We start from the raw sequence: 18,064 nt of genomic DNA on the forward strand, positions 1-18,064 counted from the left end.
TCGTAATGAGCCAACTGCGTCATAATGGGCCAACTGCATCATAATGGGAACGTGTCGGTTAATTCGATTCCCACCAGCGCCAACAGGGGCTAATATGGCGCCAAAGCGATAAGGCGATATGGCGTCGACACAATCTTCCGAAACCCTGCATGCTACCAGCGTGGCGATTGACGGCCGGGCTGTCCTGCTCTGCGGCAGCAGCGGCATGGGCAAGTCCGACCTGGCGCTGCGCCTGATCGATCGCGGTGCCGTGCTGGTGAGCGACGACTATACCCGCCTGCTGGAAATAGAGGGACAGCTGTTCGCCCGCGCGCCTGACCGGATCGCCGGCATGATGGAGGTGCGGGGCCTGGGCCTGGTCGGCATGCCCCATGCCGACAATGCTCCCGTTGCCCTGGCCGTCGACCTCAGCGACGATGTGGAGCGCATGCCGCTTGAGACCGCGCAGCGCGCGATTGCGGGCGTCGACATCCCTGTCGTCCGCCTCGCCCCGTTCGAAGCCTCCACCCCGATCAAGGTCGAACTCGCCGTCAGGAAGCTGGGCCTGAAAGGCGCGGACCCATTGTGAGCCGGATCGCGCCGAAGACCATCCTGCTGGTGTCCGGCCTGTCGGGCGCGGGCAAGACGACCGCGCTCAAGACGCTGGAGGATATGGGCTGGGAAGTGGTCGACAATCTGCCGCTCGTCCTGCTCGACCGGCTGCTCGACACGCCCTTGCCGGAGGGGCATGAGGAAGGGACGGACCGTCCCCTGGCGCTGGGCATCGACGCGCGGACGCGCGGCTTTGACGCGGCCGCCATCGTCCAGCGGATCAAGGCGCTGCGGACGCGCCATGGCCATGATGTGGACACCCTGTTCCTCGACTGTTCCGGCCAGGAACTGGAGCGCCGTTTCGCGGAGACGCGCCGCCGCCATCCGCTGGCCACCGACCGTCCCGCCCGTCATGGCATCGCCCGCGAACGGGAATTGACGGAACCGCTGCGCCGCTGGGCCAATCAGGTGATCGACACCAGCAGCCTCACCAGCAACGGGCTGCAGCAGGAAATCCGCAACCGCTTCGCGCAGGAGGGGCTGTCGGACCCGGTGCTGACGATCATGTCCTTCGGCTATTCGCGCGGCGTGCCGCTGAACGCGGACCTGCTGTTCGACATGCGCTTCCTGCGCAACCCGCATTGGGAGGATGCGCTGCGGCCCAAGACCGGGCTCGATCCCGACGTCGCCGCCTATATCAAGGAAGATCCCGCCTATGATGAGGCGGTCGGGCGCATCGAACAATTGCTGGCCCTGCTGCTGCCCCGCTACGCGGAGGGCGGAAAAAGCTATGTTACCGTAGCGTTCGGCTGCACGGGCGGCCGCCACAGGTCGGTCCATGTGGCCGAACGCGTCGCCAGATACTTGCAAGATGCGGGCTTTTCGCCCACGGTCTCGCACCGAAATATGGAATCAGCGCCCCAGGACGCCCTGGAGAAGCGCGGACCGGGAGGCCCGAAAGCGTAATTCATGAAAAACAGGTGGGCCACGCAAGCAAGATGATTGGATTGGTACTCGTCACCCACGGGGCGCTGGCGACGGAATTCGTTGTCGCGATGGAGCATGTGGTCGGTCCGCAGCAGCAGATCGAAACCATCTGCATCGGGCCTGAGGACGACATGGAAATGCGTCGCACCGACATCGCCAACGCGGTGGCGCGCGTGAACGATGGAACCGGGGTCATCCTGCTGACCGACCTGTTCGGCGGCACCCCGTCCAACCTTGCCATATCGCTGCTGAAGGCCGGCGAGATCGAGGTGATCGCGGGCATCAACCTGCCGATGCTGATCCGCCTGGAAAGCGCGCGCAAGGTCATGGACGTGCGCCAGGCCGTCGCCGCCGCGCGGGAAGCAGGTCAGAAATATATCAGCGTCGCATCGGAACTGTTGGGCAGCACCACATGAGCGAAATCAGCCAGGAAGTCAGGATCAGCAACCGGCGCGGCCTGCATGCTCGGGCCAGTGCGAAATTCGTGACCCTGGCCAGCGGCCTGCCCGCGCAGATCACGGTGCGCAAGGATGGCAGCGAGGTCACCGGAACCTCCATCATGGGCCTGATGATGCTGGGCGCGGCGATGGGCGACAGCATCACGATCAGCGCCAGCGGGCCTGAGGCGGCCGATTCGCTGGGCAAGCTCGTGACCCTTGTCGAAGACAAATTCGGCGAGGAATAGGACAGGCTGCACCCGTCAAGTCTTTGTCAGCCGGGGCAAAAACGACTATCACAGATTAATGGCGAACGAGAATCGCGGTGCGCGGAAGGGGCGCGCCGCCGGTTGAGGACGGTTGGCAATGCTCGATCCCAAGCTGATGGACGAACCGGCGCGGCTGGCCGCGCTCAACCGCTATGAGGTTCTGGACACGCCGCGAGAGCCCTCTTTCGACCGCATCACCGATCTGGTCCGCAGCATTTTGGGCGTGCCGATTTCCGCCGTCTCGCTGGTGGATACGGACCGGCAATGGTTCAAGTCGCTGGCCGGACTCGACGCAACGCAAACCTCGCGCGATGTCGCCTTCTGCGCGCACACCATCCGCCAGCGGGCGCCGCTGATCATTGCCGACGCCCAGGAGGATGAGTGCTTCCGCGACAATCCGCTGGTGACGGGGGATCCCAATATCCGCAGCTATGCCGGCATCCCGCTGGAAACGCCCGACGGCTATAATATCGGTTCGCTCTGCGCGATCGACACCGTGCCGCGGGAGTTCGACCCGGCGCAGATCGCCATCCTCAGGAATCTCGCGGCGCTGGTGGTCGAACAGCTCGAACTGCGCCGCATCGCGGAGCGCGATCATCTGACCGGCGCGCTCAGCCGCCGCGCTTTCCTGGGCGAAATGAACCGCGCCATCGCCCTATTCGAACGTCATCAGCGGCCCGCCAGCCTGCTGCTGTTCGACATCGACCATTTCAAGCATATCAACGACACCTATGGCCATCCTGCCGGAGACCAGGTGATCCGCGGCATCGCCCAGCTCTGCACCGGCCTGCAACGACCCAGCGATTCGCTCGGCCGGCTGGGCGGGGAGGAATTCGGCATATTGCTGCCCGAAACGCCCATAGAGGACGCCGCCAGGGCGGCGCAACGCTTCTGCGACGCGATCGCCGCCGCGGAAATAGCCGGCACCCCGCCGCTGCGCGCAACCGCCAGCTTCGGCGTGGCGGAACTGCGCGGCGACTGGCCGACCGGCGAAAGCTGGCTGGCGGTCGCGGACATGGCCCTTTACGAGGCCAAGCGTTCCGGCCGGAACCGCGTCGCCGTCGCGCGGCACGGAAGCTCCCACGCCACCTGAAACGCTGCCTTGATGGGACGGAATGGAGGCCTTGGCCCCGCCTGATCATGGACGGAAGAAGCGCAGCTTAGGCGACCATCGTTCCGACACAGTAATATCCGCATGAAAGAAAAGGGCGAGCTGTAAAGCCCGCCCTCTCCGCATAACAGCTTCAAGCGATTGCGATCTGCCGGGTCCCTCGCGACCGTTCCGATCGCCTGGAAAGCCCTTTAGGACGGATCGACGTTCAGATGATGACGAGCCGAAAATGGTGGTTTTTCGTGACCCGGCGCGCAGCCTACTTCCAGTAGGTGAGTTCCGGAAGCACGAAAGGCCGCCATTTGCAGGCCATCAGGGCTGAATGTCGATCCGTCCTTAGTATTAGTAAACGCGCGCCTTCGGCTTGATATATTCCGCCTCGTCGGTGAGCGTATAATCGTGCACCGGACGGTAATCGAGCGACACCTTGCCGCCCGTGCCGCCCCAGCCCTCGAACCAGCTCACGGTGTGCTTCATCCAGTTTTCGTCGTCGCGGTTCGGGAAGTCCTCATGCGCATGGGCGCCACGGCTTTCCTTGCGGTTTTCCGCGCTGACCATGGTGCAGACCGCCTGGCTCATCAGATTGTCCAGCTCCAGCGTCTCGATGAGGTCGGTGTTCCAGATCAGCGAGCGGTCGCTGACGCCGACATCCTGCATGCTGGCATTGACCTGCACCATCTTCTGCACGCCTTCCGACAGCAGCGCGCTGTCGCGGAACACGGCAGCATGCTTCTGCATGGTGTGCTGCATTTCCAGGCGGATCTTCGCCGTGGGCGAGCCACCCTTGGCATTGCGGTAGTGGTCGAGGCGCGAAAGCGCCAGATCGGCCGCATCCTTGGGCAACGGACGGTGCGTGCCGTTGGGCTTGATCGTTTCCTTGAGGTGCAGGCCGGTTGCGCGGCCGAACACGACCAGGTCGATCAGCGAGTTGGAACCCAGGCGGTTCGCGCCATGGACCGAGACACAGGCCGCTTCGCCGACCGCATAGAGGCCCGGCACCACCACTTCCGGATCGTCGCCGACCTTGGTCACCACCTGCCCATGATAATTGCAGGGAATGCCGCCCATATTATAGTGGACGGTCGGCGTCACCGGCAACGGCTGCCGGGTCAGGTCGACGCCCGCGAAGATCTTGCCGCTTTCGGTGATGCCCGGCAGGCGTTCCGCCAGCACCTTGGGATCGATATGGTCGAGGTGCAGGTAGATGTGGTCCTTGTTCGGACCCACGCCGCGCCCTTCGCGCATTTCCATCGCCATGGAGCGGGACACGACGTCACGTGACGCCAGATCCTTGGCCGACGGCGCATAGCGCTCCATGAAGCGCTCACCCTCGGAGTTGGTGAGGTACCCGCCCTCGCCGCGCGCGCCTTCGGTGATCAGCACGCCCGCGCCGTAAATGCCGGTCGGGTGGAACTGCACGAACTCCAGGTCCTGGAGCGGCAGGCCCGCGCGCAGTACCATGCCGCCGCCGTCGCCGGTGCAGCTATGCGCCGACGTGGCGGAGAAATAGGCGCGGCCGTAACCGCCCGTCGCCAGCACCACCGCCTTGCTGCGGAAGCGGTGGATCGATCCATCCTCCATGCAGATCGCGATGACGCCCCGGCATTCCTTGCCGTTCGGGCCGTCTTCCATGATCAGGTCGATGGCGAAATATTCGATGTAGAAGTCCGCGTCATACTTCAGGCTCTGCTGGTACAGGGCGTGCAGCATGGCGTGGCCGGTACGGTCGGCGGCGGCGCAGGTGCGCTGCACCGGCGGGCCGGCGCCCATATTCTGCATGTGGCCGCCGAACGGACGCTGGTAAATGGTGCCATTGTCGTTGCGGCTGAACGGCACGCCGGCATGTTCCAGCTCGATCACGGCCGCCGGCGCTTCGCGCACCATATATTCGATCGCGTCCTGGTCGCCCAGCCAGTCCGACCCCTTGACGGTGTCGTACATGTGCCAGGTCCAGTGGTCGGGCGAATTGTTGCCAAGGCTGGCCGCGATGCCGCCCTGCGCCGCCACGGTGTGGCTGCGGGTCGGGAACAGCTTGGTGATGCAGGCGGTCTTCAGGCCCGCTTCCGCGCTGCCCATGGTGGCGCGCAGACCGGAACCGCCAGCACCCACGACGACCGTGTCATAGCTGTGGTCAATGATCTTGTAGGCTTCGCTCATTATTTGACGATCCCCGTGAAGGCGATCTTTGCGATCGCGAAGATGCCCGCGGACGCGCCGCCAATGGCATAGAAGTTCAGCAGCAGAATGCAGAAGAAGCTGAGGCCCTTGTCGTGGACATAGTCCTCCAGCATGATCTGCATGCCCAGGCGCAGGTGATAGAAGATGCTGACCAGCATCAGCATTAGCGGCACGGCGACCAGCGGCTGCGCGATCCAGTTATGGACGCTCTGATAGTCAAGGCCCGGCAGCGCGATCAGGCTGATCAGCAGCCACAGCACCAGAGCCAGGTTGCCGACGGCCGTATAGCGCTGCGCCAGCCAGTGATGCGCGCCATGCCTGGCCGATCCAAGACCGCGGACGCGGCCGATTCCGGTTCCGGTTCCCATCAGAATTTCCCCGTGCAGATGGCCGCCCAGAAGGCGACGGTGAGGAGCGTCGAGAGGACGAAGGTCAGCACCGACCAGGTCTTGTTGTTCTTGAGCTCATAGCCCGCGCCCAGGTCGAGCACGAAATGGCGAAGCCCAGAGCAGAGATGCTGGAAGAAGAACCAGCTAATGCCCGCCATCACCAGATAGCCGATCGGCGAAGTCGCGCAGGCGACGAAGGTCGCATAGGCATCCGGCCCGGTGGCGGCGGCCATCAGCCACCACACCAGTCCCATCGCGCCCACCGTCGCCAGACCGTTGCCGGTCACGCGATGCATGATGGAAACAGCCATGGCTGGCCCCCATTTCCAGATCGTCAAATGCGGCGAGAGCGGCCGGCTCGTGGTTCGCGCCATATCTTCCCTACGTCCCTGATGTTGTCCCTCGAGTCTCGTCCCCTTAAGAGCGATATGCCGGGAGGGCAAGCCGCCCCGAAGGCGCGATCGACCGTTCGTTCCACAACAGGCGGAACATTTTGCCGTCCGACCACTGCAAATGCCGACTTTGCGCCGCCTGATGCGGACCAGCGGCTTCCTGCCGGTCAGGCGCGTTCGATATCCGTCGGTCCTAAGAAGTGATTAACCAAATGGCGCTATCACCCGAGCTGACAATAAGACCAGATCGGGGTTTTGCCGCACATGAATTCCGCCGCCACGTCCCAAAACGCCCTGCTTGCCATGATCAGGGATATCGACCCGCATGGAGAGCTGGCGCAGGGTCTGCGCCAGATTCGCGACCTGCTGGGTGAACAGGCGACCCTGGCCGCGCGCACCTTCTATGATGTCTATGTCGAGCAGAACGGACTGCGATCCAGGCTCAGTCCTGCCACTCTCGCCAAGATCGAGACGCAAGCGACGGAATATGTGCGCCACAAGCTGGGCCATTATGAGGCCGGGGAATGGGCGCTTTCCTCGGTTGCCTGTGTCCGCCACGCGCGCAAGCACGGCTCGCCCCTGCGCGCCGTTCTGATGCCGGTCGCGATCGCCAACGAGAAGCTGGTCGACCTCATCTGGGAACGCGCCGAGGATGAAGCCAGCCGCCGCCGGCTGGTGCAGATCATGATGCAGGTCAGCATGGTCGATGCCGGATTGATCGCGAATGTGGTTGCGGGCGACGAGGCCGAAGCGCAGCGGAACGAGCGCCAGCGCTTTGGCACGATGTTCGAACAGCGGATCATGGGCGAAATCGACGGCGCGTCACAGCTCGGCGAATCACTGCGCGAGCAGGCAAAGGACGCGTCGGCCGCGACCCGCGGCATGCTGGGCAAGGCTTCGGAAGTCGCCGCCGCTGCGGAGCAATCCGCGCTTGCCATGCGCGAAGCCGCCCGGACCTCGGCCGGGCTGATCCGCGCCATAGAGGACGCCCGGACGGAGGTAGAAAGCGCAGCCGACGTGGCGCAGCGCGCGGCGCGCCAGTCGGGCGACGCGGTGGCCATGTCGACCACCCTGTCCGATCATGCGAAATCGATCGAATCGATCCTTGGCCTGATCCGCGATATTGCCGGTCAGACCAACCTGCTCGCACTCAACGCCACGATCGAGGCCGCCCGCGCAGGCGATGCCGGCCGCGGCTTTGCGGTGGTCGCGCAGGAGGTGAAGAGCCTCGCCAACCAGACGGCCCGCGCCACTGACGAAATCGCCGGCAAGATCGCGGACATCCAGGCCTCGACCCGCCAGTCTGTGGAAACCAACGAACGCATTCGCGACACGGTCGGCGAAGTGCAGGCCAGCGCGGAACGCATCCGCCACGCCATGGACGCGCAGGCGCAGACAGTGACGATGATCACTGCGGCAGTCGACGAAACCGCGCTGGCCGCCGACTCCATGTCATCGACCATCAGCGCGATCCGTCAGGATACCGAAGTGGTGGCCTCCGAAATCGACCAGCTGGAACGCGGCTTCATGAGCGTGGAAGGCAAGCTGTCCACCCTGCGCGCGGCGTCCACTGATTTCGGACGGCAAGTGGCCTGAGAGGCAATCGGGCTGGCGGATGATCGTATCCGCCAATCCCGCGCATCAGGCTGCCGAAACTGCTGTCCGCCGCCTCAGCCCTGTTCCCAATATCCCCTAGCGCCAGTCGAAGGCCAAGGGCGCTTCCCTGAAGGCGAAGCGGTCGAGATGGTCCGCGACCACTCGCTTGAAACGCTCCACATCGGCGCCCTCCTGCGGTTCGATCGTCACGGTCAGGGTGTCGGCCCCGGCCGTCATCCGGATCGGTCCCATGGGAAAGGCGATGCTGCCTTGCTGCGCGTCGAAAGCGGTTTCGAACTTGTGACTCCAATGCTTGCATAGCTGCTGGAGATAGCGGCTGGCGTGCACGGTCGGCACATCCGCGGTCAAGGTCATCGTCAAAGCCTTTCGATCTTGCTGGCTGCATCGTCGATCAATGCAGCGACGTCGAACATGGTCTCGGCATCGGCGCCCTCCTTTTCAAGGCGCGCCCGGACCGCCATCCCCAGATTGTGCATGGCCCGCCGGATCGGCGCACCGTCGGTGCGCTCCGCCTTGCGGGCCAGCGACCGCAGCCGGTCCATGACCAGCGCCACCCCTTCCCCATGGTCGGACAGATGGGCCGCGCCCGCCTCGGTGATCGCGAACAGCTTGCGGCTGCTTTCGCCCGGCTGCTCGGCGATCAGGCCCATGTCGGCCAGCAGGGTCAGGGTCGGATAAACGACGCCCGGACTGGGCACATAGACCTCGCCCGACAGGGTTTCGATCTCCCGGATCAGGTCGTAGCCATGGCGCGGCGCGTCCGCGATCAGCTTGAGCAGGATGAGCCTGAGCGCGTCGTTGCCGAACAGGCGTCGACGCCCGCCGCCCCGGCCGCCGCCAAAATGTCCGCCTCTTCCGCCGCCATGGGGGGCTTCGCCAAAATGGCCCCCGAAGCCGCCCCGTTCCGGGCGCCCTGGTCCAAACATGGCGCCATGGCCGAAGCGGCGATGTCCACGGTGATGATGATGTTGATGCATATTCGAATCTCTAAACTGTTTCATGATAGTTTGAGATATATCTTAAAAACAGCAATCGTCAAGATCTACGATATATCTTTATTCGAGTTCCGATATTGGGTGTCAGGCGGCCTGATCCGACCGTGGCAGGTTCCCGCCCGCATCGGGAACGGGATCGTGGCGGACATTCGCCCACGAAAAAACCCGCCGGACGCTGATCCGGCGGGCACTTGATTGCGTTTTCCGAAGCGATCAGTCGGGCTTCTTCGCCACGCTCACCAGCGCCGGGCGCAGCAGCCGATCCTTGATCATATAGCCCGCCTGCATCTCCACAAGAACTGTACCCGGTTCCGCGTCGGTGGAGGGCACCTCCATCATCGCCTGATGCTTGTTGGGATCGAGCGGCTGGCCGACCGACACCAGCTTCTCGATGCCGTTGCGGCCGAACACGGCCTCCAGCTCCCGGCCCGTCGCTTCCAGCCCGGCGACCAGGCCCTTGAACTTCTCGTCCTCGCGCAGATCGGCAGGGATCGCCTGCAGCGCGCGGCCCAGATTGTCCGCTACCGACAACATGTCGCGGGCAAAGGCCGTCGCGGCATAGGCGCGCGCATCGGCCAGTTCCTTTTCCAGCCGCCGCCGCACATTCTGCGTTTCGGCATGGGCGTAGAGCGCGTCCTGCTTCGCGGCCGCCAGCTCGTTTTCCAGGCCCGCTATCCGTTCCGCCGCCGCATCGCCCGCAGGCGCCGCGTCTTCGGGCAGTTCGTCCACGACTTCCATATTTTCGATATTCTGCTTGTCTTCGCTCATCTCATCAATCTCGACAGCGTCTGTGCGGTGAAATCCACCATGGGGATCACCCGTGCATAGTTCAAGCGGGTCGGGCCGATGACGCCGACCACGCCCACCACCCGGCCGTCACCGCTCCGGTAGGGCGCGGCTATGACCGAAGAACCGGACAGGGAAAAGAGCTTGTTTTCCGAACCGATGAATATTTTGGTCGCGCTGCCCGCCAGGGCGCCTTCCAGCAGCCGGGAAATCTCCTGCTTGCCTTCAAGCTGCTCCAGCAATTGGCGCACGCGCTCCAGATCGGCGGCGGTGCCGTCGTCCAGCAGGTTCGCCTGCCCCCTCACGATCAGCACCGGCCGGTCGTCGGCATCCCGCGACCAGAGCGCAATGCCCTGCTCCACCAGCACCCGCGCCGCGCCCTGCAGGGCATTGCGATCGCCCTCCACCTCGCGCCGCAGCGCCTCGCCCGCCTGCGCCAGCGTCATCCCGCCGAAACGCGCCGACATGAAATTGGCCGCTTCGTTCAGCATGATCGGCGTCACGCCCGCGGGCAGGTCGACGACGCGATTCTCGATCGATCCGTCCTGACCCACCAGCACTGCCAGCGCCTGGCGGTCGTTCAGGGGAACGAAGCCGAATTGCCGCAGCACCGGCTCGCGCTTGGGCACCATCACGATGCCGGCGCAGGCCGAAAGGCCGGACAGCGCGGCGGTCGCGGCGGACAGCGCATCCTCGATCGGGCCACCTTCGCTGATCCCCGCCTCGATCGCGCGCCGTTCCTCGAAAGAGGGTTCCGCAGCCTGCATCATGCCGTCGACGAACAGCCGCAGGCCGGTTTCCGTCGGCATCCGTCCAGCCGACGTATGCGGCGCGGCGAGCAGGCCGAGTTCCTCCAGATCCTGCATGACATTGCGGATCGAGGCTGGCGACAGGCTGAGCGAGGCTATCTTGCTGATCGTGCGCGAGCCGACGGGCAGCCCGGTGCCGAGATAACTCTCCACCACCAGACGGAAAACGTCGCGCGCGCGTTCGTTAAGTTCGGTGATCGGGGTGACCGCCATGACCCTTATCTAGGCAAGCATCGATCGCGGCTCAAGCCCGTCCGTCACCGACCCTTCGCATTCGTCGGCTTCACCATGGGGCCTACGTCCAGCATCCTGGGAATCGCGGAAATGGTGGCGCGCAGCTTGCCATAGCGGGCATCCATGCAGCCTGACTGGAATTCCAGTCGGGTGGGCGGCGCCTCTTCCCGAGTCCATTCTATCACATAGGCGGGCATGTCGGTGGCGAAGCGGACGCAGTTTTCCCCCTGGCCGATTCGCCTGGCCGTGCCCTGCGCTGGCCGGAACTGCGCCAGCGCCGCACGGAAGCGACGATATTGCGCCGGCGTCACGGTGAAACGGGTCGGACCGGGAATGGCGGTGAAACGCTGCGGCTCGATCAGGCCGGACCCGTCCGGGGTCACGCGCAAGGTGTAGCTGGGGCAGACGCCAAAACAGGGACCAGCGGAAAATCTGATCGTGTCGCCCGCCAGTGTCGGCTTTTCCAGTTCCGCCTGCTCCATGGCGCATCCGCCCAGCAGGAGCGTGGCCGCCACGATCGATAATGCTTTCGTCCCCATGGCCGCTCTCTAGCATCTTTCGGCTGCATCGCCACTGGCATGATGGGCCGCCCGACGCTAAGCCCGCTCGACACAACGCTTCGGAGTAGAATATTTATGCGTCCTTCCGGCCGCGCGCCCGACCAGATGCGCGAAATCACCATGGAGCCCGGCTTCACCATCCATGCCGAGGGCAGCTGCCTGGTCAGCTTCGGCGACACGCGCGTGCTGTGCACCGCCTCCATCGAGGAAAAGGTGCCGCCCTTCCTGCGCGGCAAGGGATCAGGCTGGGTCACGGCGGAATATGGGATGCTGCCCCGCGCCACCCATACCCGCGGCAGCCGCGAAGCCGCCAAGGGCAAGCAGTCGGGCCGCACCCAGGAAATCCAGCGCCTGATCGGCCGGTCGCTCCGCGCCGTGGTCGACCTCCAGAAGCTGGGGGAGCGGCAGATCGTCGTCGACTGCGACGTGATCCAGGCCGATGGCGGCACCCGCACCGCCGCCATTTCGGGAAGCTGGGTCGCGCTGCGCATCGCCATTGACAAGCTACTGGCCTCCGGCGCGCTCGCCGAAGATCCCATCGTGCAGAAGGTCGCGGCGATAAGCTGCGGCATCTATAACGGCACCCCGGTGCTGGACCTCGACTATGCGGAGGACAGCAATGCCGAGGCGGACGCCAATCTGATCCTGACCGGCGACGGCAAGTTCGCGGAAGTGCAGGCGACGGCCGAGGGCGCGACCTATGACGAGGAGGAGCTGCTGCGACTGCTGCGCCTCGCCCGCATCGGCTGCGCGCAGATTTTCGCGGCGCAGGACAAGGCGACCGGGAGATAATCCTTCCTTCCGCTCGTTTCCGGCGAGCGACGATATGGGACTACAGAATGAGCGACGATTTCGGGCAGGAACAGGCGATCCGCAAACTGGGTCCGGGACGACTGGTGATCGCCAGCCACAATCCCGGCAAGGTGCGGGAAATCGGCGAATTGCTGGCGCCCTATGGCATAGAGACGGTGTCCGCCGCCGCGCTGGACCTGCCCGAACCGGAGGAGACCGGCACCACCTTCATCGCCAATGCGGAGTTGAAGGCGATGCAGGCGGCGGACCTTGCCGGCCTCCCGGCACTGGCCGACGACAGCGGCCTGTGCGTGGAGGCGCTGAACGGCGATCCGGGCATCTTCTCTGCCCGCTGGGCCGGTCCGACCAAGGATTTCGGCCTCGCCATGCAGCTTGTCTGGGACAATATCCAGGCGAAGGGGCCGGAAGCGGGCCATGGCGCCCATTTCATCTGCGCCCTCGCCCTCGCCTGGCCCGACGGCCATGTGGAGGCGTTCGAAGGCCGCGTGGACGGCACCATCACCTGGCCGCCGCGCGGGGACCGGGGTTTCGGCTATGATCCGATCTTCCAGCCGCATGGCCACAGCATCAGCTTTGGCGAGATGGACCCGGAGAAAAAGCATGGCATGAGCCATCGCGCCGACGCGTTCGCGCAACTGGTGGCGACGGTCTTCTGAAGGGTGTCGGGGGTCCCAAGCCCCCTACCCTTTTCCGCGCTCCCCCTATAGAGAGGCCGTTTCGGCGGACCTTCGGGCAAAGGGCAAGAGACAGGATCGTGGCGCGAGAAATCACCGGATTTTCCAACCCGCTGGTGAAGCGCGTCCGCTCCCTGCGCGAAAAGAAGTTCCGCAAGGCGGAGGGCCTTTTCCTGGCAGAGGGGCTGCGCATCTTGACCGAAGCGCGGGAGGAAGGCGTGCTGCCGGAAATGCTGTTCCATGCCGGCTCCACCCATCCCCTCGCCGCCGAGCTGATCGCGGCGATGGAGGCGGCGGGCGGCGACGTGATCGAAACGACGCCCGACATCCTCTCGAAGATCAGCGGCAAGGACAATGCCCAGGCCGTTGTCGGCGTCTATCGCGACCGGCTGACCCCGCTGGCAAAGCTGGACCGGGGCAAGGCGGACATCTGGATCGTCGCCCAGTCGCTGCGCGATCCCGGCAATCTGGGCACCATATTACGCACCGGCGACGCCGTGGGCGCGGGCGGGCTGATCCTGATCGACGATTGCGTCGACCCCTTTTCGGTCGAATCAGTGCGCGCCAGCATGGGCGCCCTTTTCACCCAGAGCATTACCCAGGCGCGATGGGGCGAATTCATGCACTGGCTGCGCCAGGGGCCGGGCGAGTTGATCGGCACCAGCCTGAAGGCCAGCCACGACTATCAGCAACCCCATTATCAAAGCCCCAGCTTCCTGCTGGTCGGCAATGAGGCGCAGGGCCTGCCCGAAAGCTATGAGGCCGAATGCGACCTGCTGGTCAAGATGCCGATGCTGGGCAAGGCGGACAGCCTGAACGCCGCGGTCGCCTGTGCGGTCATGGCCTATGAATTGCTGAACCAGAAACGGGCGAGGACATGATGGCATCGGGGGGAGCGCAGGCCTTGGAAGCAGGGGCGAGGGACATGGGCGGCATCGGTGCGATGCTGCGGCACAAGCGGGTGCTGGCGGCGAGCCTGATCGGCACGGCGGTCGAATTCTACGACTTCTACATCTACGCCACGGCCGCCAGCCTGGTCTTCGGGCCGCTCTTCTTCCCCGCCTCCTCCCCTTCGGCGCAGTTGCTCGCGGCCTATGGCAGCCTTGCGCTTGCCTTCTTCGCCCGGCCGCTTGGCGCGGCGGTGTTCGGCCATTATGGCGACCGCATCGGGCGGAAGGCGACGCTGGTGACATCGCTGATGCTGATGGGCGGATCGACACTCGCCATCGGATTCCTGCCGACCTATCAGAGCATCGGCTGGTGGGCACCGTTGATCCTCTGCATGCTGCGCTTCGGCCAGGGCCTGGGGCTGGGCGGCGAATGGGGCGGCGCGGCGCTCCTGGCGGTCGAGAATGCGCCTCCCGGATGGCGCGCGCGTTTCGGCATGTTCCCGCAACTGGGCGCGCCGGTCGGCTTCCTCGCCGCCAACGGCCTCTTCCTGGTCCTTGGTATGTTCCTGACGGACAAGGATTTCTTCGCCTGGGGCTGGCGCCTGCCCTTTCTGGGCAGCGCCGTGCTGGTGCTGCTGGGCCTGTGGATCCGCCTCAAGCTGACCGAGACGCCCGAATTCGCCGCCGCCCGTGCCGAAGCGCCCCCGCCCGCGGTGCCGCTCGCCACGTTGCTCCAAAGCCATCTGGGCGCTGCGGTCGCCGGCACCTTCGCATGCGCGGCCTGCTTCGCCGTCTATTATATCGCGACCGCCTTCGCGCTCGGCTACGGCACCACCACGCTCGGGATCGACCGTGAGACCTTCCTCGCGATCCAGTTGGGCGCGATCCTGTTCATGGCGCTCAGCATCATTCTTGCCGGCTGGTGGGCGGACAAGAGCAGCCCGACGCGCGTGCTGGCCACGGGCTGCATCGGCACGGTGGCGATGGGCGTCATCTTCGGTCCCGCAATCGGCACCGGGCAGTTGCTGCCGATCTTCCTGATACTCAGCCTCGCCCTGTTCCTGATGGGCTTCGTCTACGGCCCGCTCGGCGCCTATCTGCCGCATCTCTTCCCCGTGCAGCTTCGCTATACCGGCGCCTCCTTCGCCTTCAACCTGGGCGGGATCATCGGCGGCGCCCTGGCGCCCATCGTCGCGACCTGGCTCATCCAGGTCCGGGGCGTGGAGCTTGTCGGCATCTATATGTCGGCGGCGGCGGCGCTCAGTCTGATCGGCCTCTGGTTCACCAGCCGGAATCGGGGCCGGCAATAGGCTTTCGCATCAGGATCAGCGGCACGCCGCTGTCCTCGAAGGCGCGCACCTCGACAAAACCGAAGCTGCGGTAAAGCGGCACGCCCGCCATGGTGGCGGACAACTCCAGCGCCACGAAGCCCTCCGCCCGCGCCGCCGCTTCGCAAAGCGACAGGATCAGCGTGCCCACCCCCTTCCGCACATGATCGGGATGGGTGTACATCGCCCGCACCCTGGCCGCGTCGGTCGCTGGATCGAGCAACCGGTCGTCCCGTCCCCCACTATGGTTGCCGCCATAGGCGGTCGCGCGCCGGCTCCACCCGCCGCAACCCGCGATCGCGCCGCCATCCTCGATCACGAAATAGGTGCCGTCTTCGATCAGGCGACTGTCGAGACCCATGAAGCCGTGGCTGGCCCGCACCTGGCCAGGGGTGAGGAAATCGGACTGGAGGCGGTCGATCGCCAATGTCATGACGGCGCCCAGGGCGGTTTCATCCGCCAGCGTGGCAAGTCTGTGGTTCAGCGGCATGGCCGTCCCTATCGCGGTGGCCCGCCGTCAGGTCCAATGAAAAAGGAAAGGGCCGCCGCACCCGAAGGCCCGGCGGCCGCGTCAGGCCCGTCAGAAGCTGAAATTGATGCGGGCGTAATAATAGCCGCCATTGATGCCATAAGGCGTGAAGGAGAGCGGGGCGTCCAGCACGCGAGCGCCGTCGATCGGCATATCGCTCGCATCATTGGGCATGGTCGGTGCCTTCTTGTTGAACAGGTTGTTCGCGCCCACGCTCAGCTTGATCGCCTTGCTCAGGTCATAGCCGACTTCCAGATCGGTGATGGCAGCCTCGGGCACCCTGACCGTCGGATTGGTCGTGCCGAAAATCACGACCTCGGACGATTTGCCATAGATCGTCTCGCGCAGGTTGATGCTCAGGCCGCCCATGGTGAACAGCGCCCCGCCAATGATCTTGTATTTGGGCGATGCGTCTTCCAGGGTCGAACGGGCATCTTCCGCGTACAGCGCTGCTGGAATGCGCAGCCTGGTGATCTTGGTTTTATTATAGTTGGCCGACAGCGACCAGAGGATGGAACCGCTGCCCACCGGCGTCGGGTAGCTGGCGGTTACATCGACGCCGCGGGTCCGGGTGTCGGCGCCATTGGTGAACAGGTTGATGCCCGCATCGCCGTTCTGAAGGACATAGGGATCGAGCACATTGCCATGCGCGGCAATCGCATCCAGCACAGCCTGGTTGGTGACCACACCGCCGGCCAGACCCTGGATCGATCCGGTTCCCACGATCCGGTTCTTCACCTTTACCTGATAGGCATCGATGGTGATGTTCAGCTTGGGCACGGGACGGATGACCAGGCCAAGGCTGTAATTCTGCGAGGTTTCGGGCTTCAGATCTTCATAGCCGAGTAGCTTGGCGGCGGCAGAGTTGGGCGGCAACTGCACATAGGCCGTGGTCGGACCGACATTGGTCGAGGAATAATATTCCTCCAGCAGCGACGGCGCGCGGAAGCCGGAACTGACCGTGCCGCGCACCGCGAACTGTCCGGACAGGTCGAGGCGGCTGGTCACCTTCCACGTCCATTTGGTACCGAAATCGCTGTAGTCCTCATAGCGGACGGCGCCATCGACCTTCCACATCTCGATCGGGTTCATCGCGATGTCCAGATAGGCCGCCTTGTTGTTCCGCTTGTGCTTGCCCGCGTCGGTGGACAGGAAGCCGGGATAGGACTGGCCACCCTCGAAATAGGTCGACCCGAAGTCGCCCTTGCCGATCTGGAAGCGATTTTCCCGATATTCGCCGCCGAAGGCGATATTGACCGGCTGGGCCATGCCCAGATCGACCTCCTTCGCGATATCGATATTGCTGGTCCATTCCGACGCCTTCAGGAAGCCGTCATAGAAGTTGGCAGGCGTGGTCCCGGTGTCGATGAACAGCGAACGGTTGGCCGAACCCAGCGTGTAGAGCTTGGCATAGTCCTGGCCATAGGTGGTGCTGATGTCCCAGCGGAAACCGGCCGTCTCGCCCTTGATGCCGCCGGTGTTGGAAAAATCATCTTCCTTGATCGCCTCGCGCGGGCTGAAGCCGGCGGCGCTGTAGAGGATCTGCTCGCCCGCGACGCCCAGGACCGGAGACCGCGACACGCGCCAGGGCTGGCGATAATTTTCATAGGCGCTGGCATCGCGACGGCCGTAGCTGCCAAAGGCATAGAGTTCCACGCCGCCGAAATCATGACCGGCATTGTAGACGATGGTGGTGAGTTCCGATCGCGCATCCCCGACGATACGGTTGGTATAGGGCGCACCCGGCAATCCGATGGCCGCCATCGCCTGATGCTCGGCCGAAATATCGGTGCGGATCGACCCGTCGCGATTGTAGATGCCGCGATCCACACCGCCCCTCTGCGAGAAATCGTGGAAACGGTGGAACATGGTGAAATTCAGATAGCTGTCCGGTCCCATGTCGGGCGCAAAGGTGACGCTGCCCGAATAGGTTTCGCCGTCGCCCTTATAATATTGCCCGGCGGTCAGGTTGCCGGAAATCAGGCCCTTGTCCTCCTTGAGGATGATGTTGATGACGCCCGCGATCGCATCGGACCCATATTGGGCGGCCGCGCCGTCCTCCAACACCTCGATCCGGCCGATCGCGCCCGGCGGAATCAAGTCGAGGTCGGGTGAGGCCGCGCCCTGGTAGGGGCCACTCAACACATGCAGGTTGGAGGTGCCGTGACGCCGCTTCCCGTTGACCAGCACCAGCGCATGATTGGGGCTGAGGCCGCGAAGACGGGCCGCCAGCGTCAGGTTCGCGGTATCTCCGCCAAAGGCTTCCGCGGTGAAGGAGGGGACGAGTTGCGTCAGCACCTGGTTGAGATTGGGTTGTCCCACCTTGGTCAGCGCCTCGCTGTCGAGAACCTTGATCGGCGCTGCGCTTTCCGCCGCAGTGACGCCGGTCGCCCGTGTGCCGGTGACGATGATCGCGGCGCCATCCGTGGCGGAGGCTGCCTGCGGGTCGCTGGTCTGGGCCAGAACGGCCATCGGAGACGAGATTGCGACAACCATGGCGGCGCGAGAAACGAAACTCTTGCAATTCATGAACAG

General features: G+C 64.6%; 21 protein-coding genes. 11 read left to right on the top strand and 10 right to left on the bottom strand.

From position 1 onward, the window contains the following. Positions 1-118: 118 nt before the first annotated feature. The 5 genes from MRBLSP13_RS14360 (at position 119) to MRBLSP13_RS14380 (ending at position 3,317) form a co-directional block, all read left to right on the top strand. A complete protein-coding gene (locus MRBLSP13_RS14360; protein ID WP_363734444.1) occupies positions 119-568 on the top strand; it encodes an HPr kinase/phosphorylase in 450 nt (149 codons plus the stop codon). After that, on the top strand, positions 565-1,497 hold the full coding sequence (rapZ, locus tag MRBLSP13_RS14365) for an RNase adapter RapZ (protein ID WP_363734443.1): 933 nt from the start codon (positions 565-567) through the stop codon (positions 1,495-1,497). Before MRBLSP13_RS14360 ends, rapZ begins: the two co-directional genes overlap by 4 nt. Before the next feature lie 32 nt (positions 1,498-1,529). Beyond that, positions 1,530-1,934 carry a PTS sugar transporter subunit IIA gene (locus tag MRBLSP13_RS14370; RefSeq protein WP_363734442.1) on the top strand — a complete coding sequence of 135 codons (405 nt, stop codon included), beginning with the start codon at positions 1,530-1,532 and terminating at the stop codon, positions 1,932-1,934. Next, positions 1,931-2,203 carry an HPr family phosphocarrier protein gene (locus MRBLSP13_RS14375; RefSeq protein WP_363734441.1) on the top strand — a complete coding sequence of 91 codons (273 nt, stop codon included), beginning with the start codon at positions 1,931-1,933 and terminating at the stop codon, positions 2,201-2,203. Before MRBLSP13_RS14370 ends, MRBLSP13_RS14375 begins: the two co-directional genes overlap by 4 nt. A gap of 118 nt (positions 2,204-2,321) precedes the next feature. Beyond that, on the top strand, positions 2,322-3,317 hold the full coding sequence (locus tag MRBLSP13_RS14380; protein ID WP_363734440.1) for a sensor domain-containing diguanylate cyclase: 996 nt from the start codon (positions 2,322-2,324) through the stop codon (positions 3,315-3,317). Positions 3,318-3,677: 360 nt separating this feature from the next. Here the strand turns inward: MRBLSP13_RS14380 and sdhA are convergent, their stop codons facing one another. The 3 genes from sdhA to sdhC are packed head-to-tail and all read right to left on the bottom strand — an operon-like array spanning position 3,678 to position 6,213. Continuing rightward, positions 3,678-5,492 (bottom strand): succinate dehydrogenase flavoprotein subunit, encoded by a 1,815-nt coding sequence (gene sdhA / locus MRBLSP13_RS14385; protein WP_363734439.1) that lies wholly within the window; start codon positions 5,490-5,492, stop codon positions 3,678-3,680. Beyond that, positions 5,492-5,881 (bottom strand): succinate dehydrogenase, hydrophobic membrane anchor protein, encoded by a 390-nt coding sequence (gene sdhD / locus MRBLSP13_RS14390; protein ID WP_133654817.1) that lies wholly within the window; start codon positions 5,879-5,881, stop codon positions 5,492-5,494. Before sdhD ends, sdhA begins: the two co-directional genes overlap by 1 nt. Continuing rightward, positions 5,881-6,213, bottom strand: a complete 333-nt coding sequence (sdhC, locus tag MRBLSP13_RS14395) for a succinate dehydrogenase, cytochrome b556 subunit (RefSeq protein ID WP_414714716.1) — start codon at positions 6,211-6,213, stop codon at positions 5,881-5,883. Before sdhC ends, sdhD begins: the two co-directional genes overlap by 1 nt. Positions 6,214-6,558: 345 nt before the next feature. On the opposite strand from sdhC, the gene MRBLSP13_RS14400 reads away from it, so the two are divergent. Beyond that, complete coding sequence (locus tag MRBLSP13_RS14400; RefSeq protein ID WP_363734437.1) at positions 6,559-7,890, top strand: methyl-accepting chemotaxis protein; 1,332 nt, start codon at positions 6,559-6,561, stop codon at positions 7,888-7,890. A gap of 96 nt (positions 7,891-7,986) precedes the next feature. Here the strand turns inward: MRBLSP13_RS14400 and MRBLSP13_RS14405 are convergent, their stop codons facing one another. After that, positions 7,987-8,265, bottom strand: coding sequence for a DUF2218 domain-containing protein (locus MRBLSP13_RS14405; RefSeq protein WP_363755191.1), 279 nt, complete (start codon positions 8,263-8,265; stop codon positions 7,987-7,989). A 2-nt stretch (positions 8,266-8,267) separates the two neighbouring features. After that, complete coding sequence (locus MRBLSP13_RS14410; RefSeq protein WP_363734435.1) at positions 8,268-8,888, bottom strand: PadR family transcriptional regulator; 621 nt, start codon at positions 8,886-8,888, stop codon at positions 8,268-8,270. Here MRBLSP13_RS14410 and MRBLSP13_RS14415 point away from each other — a divergent pair. Further along, positions 8,844-9,101: a hypothetical protein gene (locus MRBLSP13_RS14415; RefSeq protein ID WP_363735429.1), complete on the top strand. Its 258-nt coding sequence runs from the start codon at positions 8,844-8,846 to the stop codon at positions 9,099-9,101. The genes MRBLSP13_RS14410 and MRBLSP13_RS14415 overlap by 45 nt on opposite strands. Before the next feature lie 18 nt (positions 9,102-9,119). On the opposite strand, the gene grpE is transcribed toward MRBLSP13_RS14415, so the two are convergent. The 3 genes from grpE to MRBLSP13_RS14430 are packed head-to-tail and all read right to left on the bottom strand — an operon-like array spanning position 9,120 to position 11,274. After that, the gene (gene grpE / locus MRBLSP13_RS14420; RefSeq protein WP_363755193.1) at positions 9,120-9,674 is read right to left on the bottom strand and encodes a nucleotide exchange factor GrpE; all 555 of its coding nucleotides are present in this window, start codon (positions 9,672-9,674) and stop codon (positions 9,120-9,122) included. After that, entirely contained in the window at positions 9,671-10,714 is a 1,044-nt protein-coding gene (gene hrcA, locus MRBLSP13_RS14425) for a heat-inducible transcriptional repressor HrcA (protein WP_363734433.1), read from the bottom strand. Before hrcA ends, grpE begins: the two co-directional genes overlap by 4 nt. 44 nt (positions 10,715-10,758) lie before the next feature. Continuing rightward, on the bottom strand, positions 10,759-11,274 hold the full coding sequence (locus MRBLSP13_RS14430; protein ID WP_363755195.1) for a DUF6438 domain-containing protein: 516 nt from the start codon (positions 11,272-11,274) through the stop codon (positions 10,759-10,761). A 96-nt stretch (positions 11,275-11,370) separates the two neighbouring features. Between MRBLSP13_RS14430 and rph the strand changes: the two genes are divergently transcribed. The 4 genes from rph (at position 11,371) to MRBLSP13_RS14450 (ending at position 14,982) form a co-directional block, all read left to right on the top strand. Beyond that, complete coding sequence (gene rph / locus MRBLSP13_RS14435; protein WP_363755197.1) at positions 11,371-12,087, top strand: ribonuclease PH; 717 nt, start codon at positions 11,371-11,373, stop codon at positions 12,085-12,087. Between the two features lie 47 nt (positions 12,088-12,134). Then, the gene (gene rdgB / locus MRBLSP13_RS14440; RefSeq protein WP_133654809.1) at positions 12,135-12,764 is read left to right on the top strand and encodes an RdgB/HAM1 family non-canonical purine NTP pyrophosphatase; all 630 of its coding nucleotides are present in this window, start codon (positions 12,135-12,137) and stop codon (positions 12,762-12,764) included. Positions 12,765-12,862: 98 nt separating this feature from the next. Continuing rightward, positions 12,863-13,663, top strand: a complete 801-nt coding sequence (locus MRBLSP13_RS14445) for a TrmH family RNA methyltransferase (protein WP_363734429.1) — start codon at positions 12,863-12,865, stop codon at positions 13,661-13,663. Further along, positions 13,663-14,982 (top strand): MFS transporter, encoded by a 1,320-nt coding sequence (locus tag MRBLSP13_RS14450; RefSeq protein ID WP_363755272.1) that lies wholly within the window; start codon positions 13,663-13,665, stop codon positions 14,980-14,982. Before MRBLSP13_RS14445 ends, MRBLSP13_RS14450 begins: the two co-directional genes overlap by 1 nt. Here MRBLSP13_RS14450 and MRBLSP13_RS14455 read toward each other — a convergent pair. Together MRBLSP13_RS14455 and MRBLSP13_RS14460 are read right to left on the bottom strand one after the other, a co-directional pair. Then, positions 14,954-15,490 (bottom strand): GNAT family N-acetyltransferase, encoded by a 537-nt coding sequence (locus tag MRBLSP13_RS14455; RefSeq protein WP_363755200.1) that lies wholly within the window; start codon positions 15,488-15,490, stop codon positions 14,954-14,956. The genes MRBLSP13_RS14450 and MRBLSP13_RS14455 overlap by 29 nt on opposite strands. Positions 15,491-15,580: 90 nt before the next feature. Then, positions 15,581-18,025: a TonB-dependent receptor plug domain-containing protein gene (locus MRBLSP13_RS14460; RefSeq protein ID WP_363755202.1), complete on the bottom strand. Its 2,445-nt coding sequence runs from the start codon at positions 18,023-18,025 to the stop codon at positions 15,581-15,583. Between the last annotated feature and the right edge of the window lie 39 nt (positions 18,026-18,064).

This window comes from Sphingobium sp. LSP13-1-1.1 (assembly GCF_040676415.1).
Taxonomy (GTDB): domain Bacteria; phylum Pseudomonadota; class Alphaproteobacteria; order Sphingomonadales; family Sphingomonadaceae; genus Sphingobium.